At 58.9% G+C, this 16,599-nt stretch carries 12 protein-coding genes; 9 read left to right on the top strand and 3 right to left on the bottom strand.

Features of this window, described 5'->3' with window-relative positions; translation table 11 throughout:
* The first annotated feature begins 140 nt into the window (after positions 1–140).
* The 8 genes from VY732_RS04165 to VY732_RS04130 all read left to right on the top strand — a co-directional run bounded on the left by VY732_RS04165 (position 141) and on the right by VY732_RS04130 (position 10,926).
* Positions 141–1,766: an ABC transporter substrate-binding protein gene (locus VY732_RS04165; protein WP_077571094.1), complete on the top strand. Its 1,626-nt coding sequence runs from the start codon at positions 141–143 to the stop codon at positions 1,764–1,766.
* 300 nt (positions 1,767–2,066) lie between these two features.
* Positions 2,067–3,665, top strand: coding sequence for an ABC transporter substrate-binding protein (locus tag VY732_RS04160; protein WP_331694405.1), 1,599 nt, complete (start codon positions 2,067–2,069; stop codon positions 3,663–3,665).
* 174 nt (positions 3,666–3,839) lie between these two features.
* Positions 3,840–5,276 carry an OprD family porin gene (locus tag VY732_RS04155; RefSeq protein WP_123594510.1) on the top strand — a complete coding sequence of 479 codons (1,437 nt, stop codon included), beginning with the start codon at positions 3,840–3,842 and terminating at the stop codon, positions 5,274–5,276.
* Between the two features lie 77 nt (positions 5,277–5,353).
* Positions 5,354–6,949, top strand: coding sequence for an ABC transporter substrate-binding protein (locus tag VY732_RS04150; protein WP_137219245.1), 1,596 nt, complete (start codon positions 5,354–5,356; stop codon positions 6,947–6,949).
* A gap of 73 nt (positions 6,950–7,022) precedes the next feature.
* Entirely contained in the window at positions 7,023–8,033 is a 1,011-nt protein-coding gene (locus VY732_RS04145; RefSeq protein ID WP_008085273.1) for an ABC transporter permease subunit, read from the top strand.
* Between the two features lie 10 nt (positions 8,034–8,043).
* Positions 8,044–8,967, top strand: coding sequence for an ABC transporter permease subunit (locus VY732_RS04140; protein ID WP_034154447.1), 924 nt, complete (start codon positions 8,044–8,046; stop codon positions 8,965–8,967).
* 10 nt (positions 8,968–8,977) lie between these two features.
* Positions 8,978–9,946 (top strand): ABC transporter ATP-binding protein, encoded by a 969-nt coding sequence (locus VY732_RS04135; RefSeq protein WP_016985406.1) that lies wholly within the window; start codon positions 8,978–8,980, stop codon positions 9,944–9,946.
* Complete coding sequence (locus tag VY732_RS04130; protein ID WP_007917625.1) at positions 9,946–10,926, top strand: peptide ABC transporter ATP-binding protein; 981 nt, start codon at positions 9,946–9,948, stop codon at positions 10,924–10,926. The genes VY732_RS04135 and VY732_RS04130 overlap by 1 nt, the downstream gene beginning before the upstream one ends.
* Positions 10,927–11,137: 211 nt before the next feature.
* On the opposite strand, the gene VY732_RS04125 is transcribed toward VY732_RS04130, so the two are convergent.
* The 3 genes from VY732_RS04125 to VY732_RS04115 all read right to left on the bottom strand — a co-directional run bounded on the left by VY732_RS04125 (position 11,138) and on the right by VY732_RS04115 (position 15,541).
* A complete protein-coding gene (locus VY732_RS04125) occupies positions 11,138–11,395 on the bottom strand; it encodes a hypothetical protein (protein WP_331694402.1) in 258 nt (85 codons plus the stop codon).
* A gap of 160 nt (positions 11,396–11,555) precedes the next feature.
* A complete protein-coding gene (locus VY732_RS04120) occupies positions 11,556–12,752 on the bottom strand; it encodes an MFS transporter (RefSeq protein ID WP_331694400.1) in 1,197 nt (398 codons plus the stop codon).
* Positions 12,753–13,957: 1,205 nt separating this feature from the next.
* Complete coding sequence (locus VY732_RS04115) at positions 13,958–15,541, bottom strand: peptide chain release factor 3 (protein WP_007915312.1); 1,584 nt, start codon at positions 15,539–15,541, stop codon at positions 13,958–13,960.
* A 358-nt stretch (positions 15,542–15,899) separates the two neighbouring features.
* Between VY732_RS04115 and VY732_RS04110 the strand changes: the two genes are divergently transcribed.
* On the top strand, positions 15,900–16,589 hold the full coding sequence (locus VY732_RS04110; RefSeq protein WP_169844036.1) for an ABC transporter permease: 690 nt from the start codon (positions 15,900–15,902) through the stop codon (positions 16,587–16,589).
* The last annotated feature ends 10 nt before the right edge of the window (positions 16,590–16,599 follow it).

Genomic DNA, 16,599 nt, shown 5'->3' with positions numbered 1-16,599 from the left:
AGGTACGTTCGTGCCACGCTTTGAGGCCGGCAGTCACTCTGGATCTTGCAATGGGTATGGCCCCTGCATAAGTATCCGCAGGCACGACTCACGAGGTCGTACCTCACAACTAAAAAATGACAACAAATCATGAGGCCAACATGCTTAAACACGCGGTCATTCCGTTTTTAGTCGGCGCAGGCTTGTTAGCCTCCGCACCTTTCGCATCCGCTGCGACTAACCTGGTGTTCTGCTCCGAAGGCAGCCCGGCCGGTTTCGACCCAGGCCAGTACACCACCGGAACCGACTTCGACGCCTCAGCCGAAACCATGTTCAACCGCCTGACCCAGTTCGAGCGCGGCGGCACCGCCGTGATTCCTGGTCTGGCGACCAAGTGGGACATTTCCGATGATGGCCTGACGTACACCTTCCACCTGCGTGAAGGCGTCAAGTTCCACACCACCCCGTATTTCAAGCCGACTCGTGAGTTCAACGCCGACGACGTGCTGTTCACCTTCAATCGCATGATTAACAAGGATGACCCGTTCCGTAAGGCGTACCCGACCGAATTCCCGTACTTCACCGACATGGGGATGGACACCAACATCACCAAGATCGATAAAGTCGACGACCACACCGTCAAGTTCACGCTGAAAGAAGTGGATGCCGCGTTCATCCAGAACATGGCCATGAGCTTCGCCTCGGTGCAGTCCGCCGAGTACGCAGCGCAGCTGCTGAAAGAAGGCAAGGCTGCCGACATCAACCAGAAGCCGATCGGCACTGGTCCGTTCGTGTTCAAGAGCTACCAGAAAGATTCCAACATCCGTTACACCGGCAACAAGGATTACTGGAAGCCTGAGGATGTGAAGATCGACAACCTGATCTTCGCCATCACCACCGACCCGTCGGTACGTATTCAGAAGCTGAAAAAGAACGAGTGCCAGGTCACCCTGTTCCCGCGTCCAGCCGACCTGAAAGCGCTGAAAGAAGACAAAACCCTGAAAATGCCTGACCAGGCTGGTTTCAACCTGGGTTACATCGCCTACAACGTGATGGACAAGGTCAAGGGCAGCAACGAAGCCAACCCGCTGGCAGACCTGCGTGTACGTCAGGCGCTGGACATGGCGGTGAACAAGCCGCAGATCATCGACTCGGTTTACCAGGGCGCCGGCCAACTGGCCGTCAATGCCATGCCGCCGACCCAGTGGTCTTACGACACCACCATCAAGGACGCCAAGTACGATCCTGAGAAAGCCAAACAGCTGCTCAAGGAAGCCGGCGTCAAGGAAGGTACCGAGATCGTGCTGTGGGCGATGCCGGTGCAGCGTCCATACAACCCGAACGCCAAACTGATGGCTGAAATGCTCCAGTCCGACTGGGCCAAGATCGGCTTGAAAGTGAAGATCACCAGCTACGAGTGGGGCGAGTACATCAAGCGCTCCAAAGGTGGCGAGAACCAGGCCATGATCATTGGCTGGAGCGGTGACAATGGTGATCCGGACAACTGGCTGAACGTGCTGTTCGGCTGCGACTCGCTCAGCGGCAACAACTTCTCCAAGTGGTGCGACAAGAAGTTCGATGGCCTCGTCAAAGAAGCCAAGCGTACAACCGACCAAGGTAAGCGCACCGAACTGTACAAAGAGGCACAACACGTCCTCAAAGATGCAGTCCCGATGACACCTATCGCTCACTCGACGGTGTATCAACCCATGCGCGCCAACGTGCAGGACTTCAAGATCAGCCCATTCGGCTTGAACTCCTTCTACGGCGTCAGCGTCAGCAAATAAGGCACTGCAACGGCGACGTTTTTGACGTCGCCGTTGTTTTACCTGCCGGGAAGTTAGGAAATTGCCTACAACCAATTCCGCTGCGGATTACCACAGTGGTATAGGACGCGTCGCCTTTTCCTACGAGCTTTAAGGCATTTACGCATTTACTGCCAGGACCGCGGCCCCTACCGTCGGGTACTGACCAGTTTCTGCGTGGGCCACCGGTTTGCTGCACGTACTGGATTGAGCTCAATGCTGCCAAAACGTCTCCGGATGAGACGACGGCGCGTTGAACAACACTAAAAAAGAGGGAGCGTCATGCGCCATACCTTGACTTTTTCCGCATTGCTGGGCGCCGGCCTGTTGGCCGCCTCGTCCGCCAGTTTCGCCGCCAGCAAAAGTCTGGTGTTCTGCTCTGAAGGCAGCCCGGCGGGTTTTGATACCGCGCAGTACACGACGGCCACCGATAACGATGCCGCCGAACCGCTGTACAACCGCTTGGTCGAGTTCGAAAAAGGTGCGACCAATGTTGTACCTGGCCTGGCAACCCAGTGGGATATTTCCGAGGATGGTCTCAAGTACACCTTTCACCTGCGTGAAGGTGTGAAGTTTCATACAACGCCGTACTTCAAGCCGACCCGCGATTTCAACGCCGATGACGTGTTGTTCACGTTTAATCGCATGCTCGATGCCCAGCAACCTTTCCGTAAGGCCTATCCCACCGAATTCCCGTACTTCAACGGGATGAGCCTGAACAAGAACATCGCCAAGGTCGAAAAGACCGGGCCGCTGACCGTGGAGTTCACGCTCAACAGCGTCGACGCCGCGTTCATTCAGAACATCGCCATGAGCTTCGCCTCCATCCTGTCCGCCGAATACGCCGACAAACTGCTGGCCGAAGGCAAGCCGAGCGATATCAACCAGAAACCGATCGGCACCGGGCCGTTCGTGTTCAAGAGTTATCAGAAAGACTCGAACATCCGTTACACCGGTAATAAACATTACTGGGATCCGAGCCGGGTCAAACTCGACAACCTGATCTTCGCGATCAACACCGACGCCTCGGTACGCGTACAGAAGCTCAAGGCGGGCGAATGCCAGATCACCCTGCATCCGCGCCCTGCCGATGTTGAAGCGCTGAAGGCCGACCCGAAACTGCAACTGATTTCCAAGCCGGGTTTCAACCTCGGCTACATCGCCTATAACGTGCGCCACAAGCCCTTCGACCAGCTCGAAGTGCGCCAGGCGCTGGACATGGCGGTGAATAAACAAGGGATTCTCAACGCTGTTTATCAAGGCGCCGGCCAACTGGCCGTCAACGCCATGCCGCCGACCCAATGGTCCTACGACGACAGCATCAAAGATGCCGCCTACAACCCGGAAAAAGCCAAAGAGCTACTCAAGGCCGCCGGCGTCAAGGAAGGCACCGAGATCACCCTGTGGGCGATGCCGGTGCAGCGTCCATACAACCCGAACGCCAAACTGATGGCCGAAATGCTCCAGGCGGACTGGGCCAAGATCGGTCTGAAAGTGAAGATCGTCAGCTACGAATGGGGCGAGTACATCAAGCGCACCAAAAATGGCGAGCACGACATCAGCCTGATCGGCTGGACCGGTGACAATGGCGATCCGGACAACTGGCTCGGCACGCTGTACAGCTGCGATGCCATTGGCGGCAACAACTACTCCATGTGGTGCGATCCGGCGTACGACAAGCTGATCAAACAGGCCAAGGTCGTCACCGACCGCGGCCAGCGCACCGTGCTCTACAAACAGGCTCAGCAATTGCTTAAACAGCAAGTGCCAATCACGCCTGTCGCCCACTCGACGGTCAACCAGCCGTTAAGCGCGAGGATCGAAGGGTTCAAAGTCAGCCCGTTCGGTCGCAACGTGTTCTCGGGTGTCGGTATCGATTAAACCAGACGATTAGCCGCAACGCTGGGGGGCGCTGTCTAGCCCCTCACGCAAGCGCTTTGCCGAAATTCGCCAATCCGGCCTTTGGCAAACGTTTGCGATGTGTGAATGAGTTCTAAACCAATAACCGGCATATCAAAAAAGCCGGCATAAAAAGAAAGTAAAGGAGCTTCACCCATGAAACTGAGCAGCACCGCGATACTGGCCCTGGCCATCAGCAGCATCACCGCCACGGCTTATGCGGAAACCCAAAGTCAGGCGTTCACCCCGGTGACCGTCAACACCAAGAGCGCCCAGGCTGAGGCCACCGGCTTCGTAGAAGGACAGTCGATCACCGGTACCACGCGTAACTGGTACGCCAACGAACAACTGAAGCGTGGCGGCAAGTTCGCCTACAAGAAGAATGGTTCGCTGGCCGAAACCGACCGCCGGATCAACTGGGTTCAGGGCACCATCGTCAAGTACAACTCGGGCTTCACCGAGGGCACCGTAGGTTTCAGCACTGAAGTGGCAGCCTATAACGCGATCGCCCTGGAGCGTGACCGCGAGAACCTCGCGGCCGGTAACGGTGGCGCGCCAAAAACTGGCACGGCGTCGGGTAACAACCGTACGCTGACGCACAAGGGCAGCGGTGATGCGGTCGATCAGTGGAGCAAGCTGGGCCTGGCCAACATCAAGGCCCGCGTTTCCAACACCACTCTGACCGCCGGCCGCATGGGCTTCAGCAGCCCGCAAGTCGACGTGATCGGTAACCGTGCACTACCATCGAGTTTCGAAGGTATTTCCCTGCACAGTGAGGAACTGAACAACCTGTCTTTCGACCTGGCCACTTTCGACCGTGTTTCGCCACGTTCGGAACAAAGCCTGCAGAAATTCCGTGCTGAATATGCCAACGGCCGTGTCGAATCCGACCACGTAAACACCGCCGGCATCACGTATCAGCCGCTCGAAAGCCTGAAAACCAGCCTGTGGGGCACGCAGGTCGAAGACCTGTGGAACCAGTACTACTTCGGTGCCACCCATGAATTGGGTGACAGCAGTGTCCTCGCCCTGACCACCGGCCTGAACTACTACAAGACCGTGGATGAAGGCAAAAAGCTGCTGGGCGATATCGACAACGATACTTACTCGCTGTCGTTCGGCCTGACTCACCAGGCCCACAACCTGACCTTCTCCTACCAGCAAGTGAACGGTAACGAGTACTTCGACTACCTGCACGAAACCAACGGCATCTACCTGGCCAACTCCCTGCTGTCGGACTTCAACGGCCCGAACGAGAAGTCCTTCCAGGTTTCCTACGCCATCAACATGGCTGAATACGGCGTTCCAGGCCTGAAGTTCAACATCTACCAGGCGCGTGGCTGGGGCATCGACGGCACCCACTACAACGGCAACAAAGGCGTGGCAGGCAAGGGTTATGACGGCATCCAGGAACAGGATGGCGAACACCACTATGAATACGGTATCGGGGCGACCTATGCCGTACAAAGTGGTCCTCTGAAAGCCACCACCATTCGCGGCACTTACACCGCGCACCGTGCGAGCGAATTCCAGTCCGACGGCAGCATCAACGAGTTCCGTCTCGTGACCACGATTCCATTCAACATCCTGTAAAAACGCCAGTCGACGGCTGACTCATGATGAGTCGGCCGTTCGGCTTTTTGTCTTCAACCGATTGCAGAGGGTTATCGATGAAAATGCTTCCCCTACGTGCGGCCATCGCGGCTGCGTTGCTGAGTGTCGCTGTTGGCGTCTCGGCCAAACCCTTGGTGGTCTGCACCGAAGCCAGTCCGGAAGGCTTCGATATGGTCCAGTACACAACTGCAGTCACGGCGGACGCTGTGGCCGAAACCATCTTCAACCGCCTGGCCGACTTCAAGCCCGGCACCACTGAAGTGATCCCGGCTCTCGCCGAGTCCTGGGACATCAGCGAAGACGGCCTGACCTACACGTTCCACCTGCGTAAAGGCGTCAAGTTTCACACCACCGAATATTTCAAGCCGACCCGCGACATGAACGCCGACGACGTGGTCTGGAGCTTCCAGCGTCAGCTGGACCCGAATCACCCGTGGCACAAGCTGTCGAGCGTGGGCTTCCCGTACTTTGAAAGCATGGGCTTCAAGGAACTGCTGAAAAACGTCGAAAAAGTCGACGACAACACCGTCAAGTTCACCCTGACCCGCCGCGAAGCGCCGTTCCTGGCCGATATCGCGATGGCGTTCTCCTCGATCTATCCGGCCGAATACGCCGACCAGTTGCTCAAGGCCAACAAGACCGGCGACCTCAACAACAAGCCGATCGGCACCGGCCCGTTCATCTTCCAGCGCTACGCAAAAGACGCTCAGGTGCGCTTCAAGGCCAACCCGGATTACTTCCGTGGCAAAGCGCCGGCTGACGCGTTGATCCTGGCCATCGCCACCGACAACAACGTGCGCCTGCAAAAGCTCAAGGCCAACGAGTGCCAGATCGCCCTGTATCCAAAACCGGACGACATCCCGAGCATCAAGAAAGACAGCAACCTGAAAGTCGACGAGCTGGACGCGATGACCGTCTCGTACATCGCCATGAACACCCAGCACAAGTACATGAGCGACGTGCGCGTACGCAAAGCCATCGACATCGCGTTCGACAAGGAAGCCTATGTCAACGCGCTGTTCGGCAAGGGCAATGCCTCGGTCGCGGTCAACCCGTACCCGCCAACCCTGCTCGGCTACAACCACGACTTGAAGAACCCGCCACGTGACCTCGACAAGGCTCGCGCCCTGCTCAAGGAAGCCGGAGTTCCGGACGGCACCGTGTTTACCCTGTTTACCCGCAACGGCGGCGGCCCGACCAACCCCAACCCGATGCTCGGCGCGCAAATGATGCAGGCTGACCTGGCGAAAGTCGGGATCAAGATCGACATTCGCGTGATGGAATGGGGCGAAATGCTCAAACGCGCCAAGGCCGGTGAGCACGACATGGTCTCGGCCGGATGGGCGGGCGACAACGGCGACCCGGATAACTTCCTGACGCCTATGCTCAGTTGCGAAGCTGCCAAGAACGGCGAAAACTACGCGCGCTGGTGCAACGAGAAATTCCAGGCACTGCTCGACGAAGCACGGGCTAAAGTAGATCCGGCCGAACGCGCGAAACTCTATGAGCAGGCTCAGGTCCTGTTTAATCAGGATCAACCGTGGATCAGCATGGCCCACACCCGGATGTTTACCGCAATGCGTAAAAATGTAGAGGGCTATCACATCAGCCCTCTCACCACTAATAACTTCGCCACTACCCAGGTGAAGTAGATAAGAAACTCCCGGCGTCCCTGACCCCAGGGATGCCGGGCACGCCTAACCGGCTGATGAGGTACCACACAAGATGTTTAGTTTTATTGCCCGCCGACTGGGGTTGTTGATCCCCACGTTTTTCGGCATCACCTTGCTGACTTTCGCGTTGATTCGCATGATTCCGGGCGACCCCGTGGAAGTGATGATGGGCGAACGTCGGGTCGACCCCGAAATGCACGCTCAGGCAATGGAACGCCTAGGTCTGAACAAGCCACTGTATGCCCAGTATCTGGACTACATCGGCAAACTGGCCCACGGCGATCTCGGCGAATCCCTGCGTACGCGTGAAAGCGTATGGACCGAGTTCACCTCCCTCTTCCCGGCGACCCTGGAACTGTCCATGGCCGCCCTGCTGTTCGCCGGCATTCTCGGGCTTCTGGCCGGGGTGATCGCGGCACTCAAGCGAGGATCGCTGTTCGACCACGGGGTGATGGGCATCTCCCTCGCGGGGTATTCGATGCCGATCTTCTGGTGGGGCCTGATCCTCATCATGTTCTTCTCGGTGAGCCTCGGCTGGACGCCGGTTTCCGGGCGGATCGACTTGCTCTACGACATCGAACCGCGGACCGGTTTCATGCTGATCGACACGCTGCTGGCCGACGACGTCGGGGCGTTCTTCGATGCACTGCATCACCTGATCCTGCCAGCCATCGTGCTCGGCACCATTCCGCTGGCGGTGATCGCGCGGATGACCCGTTCGTCGATGCTCGAAGTGCTGCGCGAAGACTACATCCGCACCGCCAAGGCCAAGGGCCTGTCGCCGTCGCGCGTGGTGTTCGTCCACGGTCTGCGCAACGCACTGATTCCGGTACTCACCGTGGTCGGCCTGCAAGTCGGCACCCTGCTGGCCGGTGCAGTTCTGACCGAAACCATCTTCTCCTGGCCCGGCATCGGTAAATGGCTGATCGAAGCCATCGGCGCCCGGGACTACCCGGTTGTGCAAAACGGCATCCTGTTAATCGCCTGCCTGGTGATTCTGGTCAACTTCGTAGTGGACATCCTCTACGGCTTTGCCAACCCACGCATCCGTCATCAGCGCTGAGGTCCATACCATGAGCACTCCAACATCCTCAGTAGCCACCGCCGCCAACGCGGATCAAAGCCTGCTGTACCCGTCGCCGTACAAAGAATTCTGGCAAGCCTTCTCGAAGAACAAGGGCGCGGTTGCCGGCCTGCTGTTCATGTTGCTGGTGATCTTCTGCGCACTGTTCGCGCCGTGGGTCGCGCCGCACAACCCGAGCGAGCAATACCGCGACTTCCTGCTGACGCCGCCGGCGTGGCTGGAAGGCGGGCAGATGCAATTCCTGCTCGGCACCGATGAACTCGGTCGTGACCTGCTGTCGCGTCTGATCCAGGGCTCGCGCCTGTCGCTGCTGATCGGTTTGTCGTCGGTCGTGATGTCGCTGATTCCGGGGATCCTCCTCGGTCTGTTCGCCGGGTTCTTCCCGAAGATGATCGGCCCGACCATCATGCGTCTGATGGACATCATGCTCGCCCTGCCGTCGCTGCTGCTGGCTGTGGCGATTGTCGCCATCCTCGGCCCTGGCCTGATCAACACCGTGATCGCCATTGCTGTGGTATCCCTGCCGTCCTACGTACGTCTGACCCGCGCTGCGGTGATGGGCGAACTGAACCGCGACTACGTGACCGCCGCGCGCCTGGCCGGTGCCGGTCTGCCACGTCTGATGTTCATCACCGTGCTGCCGAACTGCATGGCGCCGCTGATCGTTCAGGCGACTCTGAGCTTCTCCTCGGCGATTCTCGATGCCGCTGCGTTGGGCTTCCTCGGCCTTGGCGTACAACCGCCAACCCCTGAGTGGGGCACCATGCTGGCCTCGGCCCGCGACTACATCGAACGCGCCTGGTGGGTAGTGAGCCTGCCTGGTTTGACCATTTTGCTCAGCGTGCTGGCAATCAACTTGATGGGCGACGGCCTGCGCGATGCGCTGGACCCGAAACTCAAGAACGCCGCCTGAGGAGATTCCCATGTCACTGCTAGAAATCAAGAATCTCAACGTTCGCTTCGGCGACAAGACCGCGACCCCGGTGGTCGACGGCCTCGACCTGAAAGTCGACAAAGGCGAAGTACTGGCCATCGTTGGCGAGTCGGGTTCGGGCAAATCCGTGACCATGATGGCGCTGATGGGCCTGATCGAGCACCCCGGCATCGTCACCGCCGACTCGCTCAGCTTTGACGGCAAAGATATGCTCAAGCTGAGCAACCGTCAGCGTCGGCAGATCGTCGGCAAAGACCTGTCGATGGTCTTCCAGGACCCGATGACCGCACTGAACCCGAGCTACACCGTCGGTTTCCAGATCGAAGAAGTGCTGCGTCTGCACCTGAAAATGTCCGGCAAGCAAGCGCGTAAACGTGCGATCGAACTGCTGGAAAAAGTAGAAATCCCGGGCGCCGCGAGCCGTATGGACGCCTACCCGCACCAACTCTCCGGCGGTATGAGCCAGCGTGTTGCGATCGCCATGGCGATTGCCGGCGAGCCGAAACTGCTGATCGCCGACGAACCGACCACTGCACTGGACGTGACGATTCAGGCACAGATCATGGATCTGCTGCTGGCGTTGCAGAAAGAACAGAACATGGGCCTGGTGCTGATCACTCACGACCTCGCGGTCGTGGCTGAAACCGCCCAGCGCGTCTGCGTGATGTACGCAGGCCAGGCTGTTGAAGTCGGTCAGGTGCCGCAACTGTTCGACGTCCCGGCACACCCCTACAGCGAAGCGCTGCTCAAGGCGATTCCCGAGCACAGCCTCGGCGCCGCACGTCTGTCGACCCTGCCGGGCATCGTCCCGGGCCGCTACGACCGTCCGCAGGGTTGCCTGCTGTCGCCGCGCTGCCCGTACGTGCAGGACAGCTGCCGCGCACAGCGTCCAGGCCTTGATCCAAAAGCCCACAGCCTCGCCCGCTGCTTCTTCCCGCTGAACCAGGAGGTGGCGTAATGGCCGTCGTACTTACCGCCCGCGACCTGACCCGTCACTACGAAGTCTCCCGTGGCCTGTTCAAGGGCCACGCGACTGTACGCGCGCTGAATGGCGTGTCGTTCGAACTGGAAGCCGGCAAGACCCTCGCCGTAGTTGGCGAGTCGGGCTGCGGCAAATCCACCCTAGCCCGCGCGTTGACGCTGATTGAAGACCCGTCGTCCGGCTCCTTGAAAATTGCCGGCCAGGAAGTCGCCGGTGCCGACAAGGCCCAGCGCAAGCAACTGCGCAAAGACGTGCAGATGGTGTTCCAAAGCCCGTACGCGTCGTTGAATCCACGGCAGAAAGTCGGTGACCAGCTCGGCGAGCCGCTGCTGATCAACACCAACCTGAGCGCTGCCGAACGTCGCGAGAAAGTCCAGGCGATGATGAAGCAGGTCGGCTTGCGTCCCGAGCACTATCAGCGTTATCCGCACATGTTCTCCGGCGGTCAGCGTCAGCGTATCGCCCTGGCTCGCGCCATGATGCTGCAACCGAAAGTGCTGGTGGCGGATGAACCGACCTCGGCACTGGACGTGTCGATTCAGGCGCAGGTACTCAACCTGTTCATGGATCTGCAGCAGGAGTTCAACACCGCTTACGTGTTCATCTCGCACAACCTTGCGGTGGTGCAACACGTGGCCGATGACGTGATGGTGATGTACCTCGGTCGCCCGGTGGAACTGGGCCCGAAAAACGACATCTACGAGCGTCCGCTGCACCCGTACACCCAGGCGCTGCTGTCGGCGACCCCGACCATTCATCCGGACCCGAACAAGCCGAAAATCAAGATTGTCGGCGAACTGCCTAACCCGCTGAACCCGCCACCGGGCTGTGCTTTCCACAAGCGCTGCCCGTATGCGACCGAGCGTTGCAGCACGGAAGAGCCGGCGTTGCGCCAGCTCGACAGCCGGCAGGTGGCTTGCCACTACGCCGAGCAGTTCCTCGACGGCGCGGCGTAAGCAAATCTGGAGGCTACAAAAAAACTGTAGGAGTGAGCCTGCTCGCGATTGCGTTATTTCAGTCAACATCCTCATCGACTGATACACCGCTATCGCGAGCAGGCTCACTCCTACAGGGATCGCATTTCAAACAGAGTGACGTGTTGAGCAAACCCCTTCCACCTCGATTGCGCATCAGTCGAGGCAGTAGGGGTTTTCTTTTGCCTGCGATTTACGTCTGGCTATCACCTTCGTCGTCATCAGAGTCCGGTTCATCAGTGGTCGAGTCGTCATCATCGGCGCTGCCACCCTGCCCCTGATCGCCCGGCTCGGACTCGGACTTGGCAAGCATCAAGCCGCTATGCCCGACCTGCCCGTTGAACGCCTGAGAATCGTGATCCTCGCACTCGGCCCAGGCCGTCGCGGTGCCGAGGGACAGCATGACCATCACTTTCAACAGCAATAAAACCCGTAGCAACCTGCTTTTCATAGCCGACTCCATCCATTTTCAGGTGAGACATTCGTGCCTGACTGGCGCTGTGTGAAATCTAGTTCCGATCCATCGGGTTCACCAGATAGGACGCTAAGGAGCGGGCAGAAATGCCCTTCATGGAAAGACAGTTTTCGAATAATACTCATAGCCGCAACAGCTAAGCGCCGCCGCGTGATCGCGTGGCCTGCCAAGTCAGCGGGATGGAAATCAACACCATCAGCGCACTCGCCAGCCACACACTGTGGCCCCCCAATTGACCATACAACTGGCCACTGAGCACCGGTGACAACAGTGCACTAGCGCTCCAGCTCATAAAGAACAGGCCGAAGTACTGACCGCTTTTGCCGCCCTGGGCAAAACGCATGGCCAGCACATTCAGCGGCGGCATGAAAAACGCCTCGCCCAGGGTCCAGATCAGCGTCGACAGGCAGACGTAAAACAGCCCGGAACCGAACGGCAGCATGCCCAACCCGCACGCCAGCAACACACTGCCGAGCAGCATTTGCCGACGCATACCCCAGCGCTCGCCCCAATGCGATAGCGGAATCTGCAGGGCGATCACCAACAACGCATTGAGGCCGAACTGCCAACCGATGGCCTCAGTGCTCAGGTGGTAGTAATCACGCAGATAATTGCCCAGCGTGCTGTAGACCGTGTCGAACGCGATGCCCAGCACGGCCGTCGCTGCCAGCAACCAGAGGAATGGCTTGTCGCGATATGGCACCGCGGAACCTGCGTCGTCCGTGGACTTTTCGTCATTGATCAGCACCGGTCGCTGCCACGTGGTGCGAACAAACCAGAGCAGCGCCAACAACGTCATCGCCGCGCTGCCGAAAAACACCCAGCGAAAATCGGTCTGCGCCAACACCCCGCCCGCAACGCCGGCGGCCGCCATGCCGAGGTTGCGCGCCACCCGGCTCAAGGCCTGCGCACGCGAACGTTGAGTGACTTCGCAATATTCCATGATCAGGCGTTGGTGCAGCGTGCGAATAGCCCCGTCGATGGTTCCGCTGAGCAACAGCAATGCCGCCAGCAACGGCACCAGCGTCACCAGCCCCAGCAGAATCAGCACCCACACCGAAATAAAGAACAACGCCGCCGTCAGCCGCGCCGTGCGCACATGATCACTGAGCCAGCCCCCGAGCATCGAACCGACCAGCAAACCCGCACCGTACGCCGACAGCAGCCAGCCAACCGTCTCGATCGCCAGCCCCAGTTCCTGACGCAGGTACAACGCCATGAACAGCTTGACCATGCTGCTCAAGCGATTGATGAACAACAACGCCGCGAGCACCCAGGCCATCACGCCGAAATAGCCGTTCAGCCGTAGCAGGTGAGTCAGCCGACTCGTCATTCCATTGACCTCTCAAAGCGACTTGCGTGGAGCTGGAACACTAACGGCCAGCAGGCTGGTTGTCGCGTTCAAGTGCATCGAGATCACGAAAAACGGAGTCGTCCTACAGCCATTGCGCGCGATAAAATCGTGCCGAAGATCAACAGCCCCTCACCCTAACCCTCTCCCAGAGGTAGAGGGGACTGACCGAGGTGTTTGGGAGAGTTACGCCGACGTGAAATACCGAGTTGAACTCAGATTCTGAAACAGATCAAAAGCCCCTCACCCTAGCCCTCTCCCGGAGGGAGAGGGGACTGACCGAGGTGTTTGGCAGAGCTACGCCGACTTGAAATACCGAGTCGAACTCAGATTCTGAAACAGATCAAAAGCCCCACCCTAACCCTCTCCCGGAGGGAGAGGGGACTGACCGAGGTGTTTGGGCGAGCTACGCCGACGTGAAATACCGAGTCGAACTCAGATTCTGAAACAGATCAAAAGCCCCTCACCCTAGCCCTCTCCCGGAGGGAGAGGGGACTGACCGAGGTGTTTGGGCGAGCTACGCCGACGTGAAATACCGAGTCGAACTCAGATTCTGAAACAGATCAAAAGCCCCTCACCCTAGCCCTCTCCCGGAGGGAGAGGGGACTGATCGAGGTATTTGGGGGAGATACGCCGACGTGCGATACCGCGTCGAACTGAGGCTTTGAAAAACACACAAATCGGCCCCCTCTCCCTCCGGGAGAGGGCTGGGGTGAGGGGAAGCAACACCACAAATCCAAAGCCGACCACGCTGTGCTCCTCACCACTCAATAGGCCGAGTGTCAGCTCGCCTGCTCTTGATCTTGATCCACGGGCGACGTCGGAAGGCTGAGTGGAGGGATTGATCCGGGCGTGGGAGCGCAGCGACCGTTTGGCGCAGCCAAACACAGCGAGAGGAGGTGCAGCGAAGCAAACCGTAGGCGCTGCGCCCGGATCGATCCCGCAGCGAAGGAACCCCGAGCCCCAGCGAGCGGGCCGCACGCAGGAGCAAGCCTTTTGGGTTACCTTTTCGGCGTTTGGAAAAGGTGACCCGCCGTAAGGGCGGAACCCTAATCAGCAACACCCGCAGCAACGGATATACACCCAAAAACCCAATAGCATGGTCGGCCCAGAGGCCGCCAATACCAGGGCGAAAAAAAGCCCCCTAGGCATGCACCTAGAGGGCTTCGGACCAACCAATTCAGAACTTAATGATGCTCACGCGTCGCACGGAATTTCACATCCGGCCAACGCTCTTCCATCAACGCAAGGTTAACCCGCGTCGGCGCCAGGTAAGTCAGGTGCCCCCCGCCATCGACCGCCAGGTTCTCCACAGCCTTGTTAGAGAATTCCTCAAGCTTCTTCTTGTCGCTGCACTCAATCCAGCGCGCGGAATACACAGTGATCGGCTCATACGAGCACTCAACCTTGTATTCCTCCTTCAAACGGCTGGCGACCACATCAAACTGCAGCACACCGACGGCGCCCAGAATGATGTCGTTGCTGCGCTCCGGGAAAAACACCTGCGTTGCACCCTCTTCGGCCAACTGCTGCAGACCCTGACGCAACTGCTTGGACTTCAGCGGATCACGCAGACGCACACGACGGAACAGCTCCGGGGCGAAGTGCGGGATACCGGTAAAGCCCAGGGTTTCACCTTCACTGAAGGTGTCGCCGATCTGGATGGTGCCGTGGTTGTGCAGACCGATGATGTCGCCGGCAAAGGCTTCTTCAAGCTGCTCACGCTCGGAGGAGAAGAACGTCAAGGCGTCGCCGATGCGCACGTCCTTGCCGGTGCGCACGTGGCGCATCTTCATGCCTTTCTCGTACTTGCCGGAGCAAATGCGCATGAAGGCGATGCGGTCGCGGTGTTTCGGGTCCATGTTCGCCTGGATCTTGAAGATGAAGCCCGAGAACTTCTCTTCCACCGGCTCGACGGTACGCTCGTTGGCGACACGGGCCAATGGACGCGGCGCCCAATCAACGACGGCGTCCAATACGTGGTCAACACCGAAGTTGCCCAAAGCAGTACCGAAGAACACCGGAGTCAACTGACCGTCGAGGAATTCCTGCTGGTTGAATTCGTGGCAGGCGCCCTGCACCAGTTCCAGCTGTTCGATGAAACGCTCGTACTCGTCGCCCAAATGCGCGCGGGCTTCGTCGGAGTCGAGTTTCTCGATGATCTTGGTTTCGGTGCGTTCGTGACCGTGACCGGCGGTGTAGACAATGATGTAGTCGTCGGCCAGGTGATACACGCCCTTGAAGTCACGGTAACAACCAATCGGCCAGGTGATCGGCGCGGCCTTGATCTTCAGAACAGCTTCGATTTCGTCGAGCAGTTCGATCGGGTCGCGGATGTCACGGTCGAGTTTGTTGATGAAGCTGACGATCGGCGTATCACGCAGACGGCAGACGTCCATCAGCGCAATGGTCCGTGGCTCGACACCTTTACCGCCGTCGAGAACCATCAATGCCGAGTCCACCGCCGTCAGGGTGCGGTAAGTATCTTCGGAGAAGTCTTCGTGGCCCGGGGTGTCGAGCAGGTTGATCATGTGTTCGCGATACGGGAACTGCATGACCGACGTGGTAATGGAAATGCCCCGCTGTTTCTCCATCTCCATCCAGTCGGATGTCGCATGGCGATCGGATTTACGGGATTTCACCGTACCGGCCACTGCAATCGCCTTGCCCATCAACAGGAGCTTTTCGGTGATCGTGGTTTTACCGGCATCGGGGTGGGAAATAATGGCGAAAGTGCGGCGTTTCGCGACTTCGGCGGCCTGGTTGGTCATGGGAAATCGCCTGGCGGTGATTCAAAAAAGGGCCGCGATTATAGCCCAACTCGATGCAATAACCGAACCGTTGAGCACATTAAGGGTGGCCAAATGCTGCCGCAGATGGGAACCTTTTAAAGCACGGAGACGTCCATCCCCTGTTACGAATTTTCGTCAGGGGCTGAAAAATCAGCAAGTTAGCCTGACGAGGCTGCGCTCATGGCTCGCTTTCAGCCCCCTTTTGCGGCGCTGAAAAACGGCTACTTTTCGCGAACGACGCTCCCGGCAGCCAAGGCTTGGCTTGCCACACGGGACTTCGCTCGCCGACTACAAAAAAAGGAGTCCGCCTGTGGCTATCCGCTATGGCAAAGGGCTGATGGGAGGTGCGGTGGTGATCGCGCTCCTGGCCCTGCTGGTCCACTGGATCGGCATCAACACGATCGAACACTACCGCGACGATTTGTTGTTTTACCTGCAAGCTCATCTGATTCTCGTCCTCGCTTCAATGCTGGCCGCCCTTGTCGTGGGCATCCCCGCCGGTATCTTTCTCAGTCGCCCGACCATGGTCGGCCGCGCCGAACGCTTCATGCAGATCTTCAATATCGGTAACACCGTGCCACCGCTGGCCGTGCTCGCGATTGCCCTGGGCGTCCTCGGCATCGGCAGTGGCCCGGCGATCTTCGCTTTGTTCCTCGCCTCCCTGTTGCCGATTGTGCGCAACACCTACGAAGGCCTGAAAAACGTGCAGGGCTCGCTGAAAGAAGCGGCCGTCGGCATCGGCATGACCCCGCGCCAAGTGCTATGGAAAGTCGAATTGCCCAACGCCGTGCCGATCATCGTCGGTGGTGTGCGCGTGGCTTTGGCAATCAACGTCGGCACCGCGCCGCTGGCCTTCTTGATCGGTGCCAACAGCCTCGGCAGCCTGATCTTCCCTGGCATCGCCCTGAACAATCAGCCGCAACTGTTGCTCGGCGCCGCGTGCACCGCGCTGCTGGCCTTGCTGCTCGATGGCGTCGTCACCCTCGCCAGCCGCCTCTGGCTGGAACGCGGTTTGCGCCCGTCTTAAGGCTTTTGCG

The organism is Pseudomonas sp. ZY71, assembly GCF_036542145.1.
In the GTDB taxonomy this organism is placed as follows: domain Bacteria; phylum Pseudomonadota; class Gammaproteobacteria; order Pseudomonadales; family Pseudomonadaceae; genus Aquipseudomonas; species Aquipseudomonas koreensis_A.
The sequence above is the reverse complement of the archived record's forward strand: the minus strand, read 5'-3'. Positions and strand labels throughout refer to the sequence as shown.

Coding starts and splice junctions, on each gene's coding strand:
- VY732_RS04165 (WP_077571094.1), top strand. CDS start 141: ATGCTTAAACACGCGGTCATTCCGTTTTTAGTCGGCGCAGGCTTGTTA.
- VY732_RS04160 (WP_331694405.1), top strand. CDS start 2,067: ATGCGCCATACCTTGACTTTTTCCGCATTGCTGGGCGCCGGCCTGTTG.
- VY732_RS04155 (WP_123594510.1), top strand. CDS start 3,840: ATGAAACTGAGCAGCACCGCGATACTGGCCCTGGCCATCAGCAGCATC.
- VY732_RS04150 (WP_137219245.1), top strand. CDS start 5,354: ATGAAAATGCTTCCCCTACGTGCGGCCATCGCGGCTGCGTTGCTGAGT.
- VY732_RS04145 (WP_008085273.1), top strand. CDS start 7,023: ATGTTTAGTTTTATTGCCCGCCGACTGGGGTTGTTGATCCCCACGTTT.
- VY732_RS04140 (WP_034154447.1), top strand. CDS start 8,044: ATGAGCACTCCAACATCCTCAGTAGCCACCGCCGCCAACGCGGATCAA.
- VY732_RS04135 (WP_016985406.1), top strand. CDS start 8,978: ATGTCACTGCTAGAAATCAAGAATCTCAACGTTCGCTTCGGCGACAAG.
- VY732_RS04130 (WP_007917625.1), top strand. CDS start 9,946: ATGGCCGTCGTACTTACCGCCCGCGACCTGACCCGTCACTACGAAGTC.
- VY732_RS04125 (WP_331694402.1), bottom strand. CDS start 11,395: ATGAAAAGCAGGTTGCTACGGGTTTTATTGCTGTTGAAAGTGATGGTC.
- VY732_RS04120 (WP_331694400.1), bottom strand. CDS start 12,752: ATGACGAGTCGGCTGACTCACCTGCTACGGCTGAACGGCTATTTCGGC.
- VY732_RS04115 (WP_007915312.1), bottom strand. CDS start 15,541: ATGACCAACCAGGCCGCCGAAGTCGCGAAACGCCGCACTTTCGCCATT.
- VY732_RS04110 (WP_169844036.1), top strand. CDS start 15,900: ATGGGAGGTGCGGTGGTGATCGCGCTCCTGGCCCTGCTGGTCCACTGG.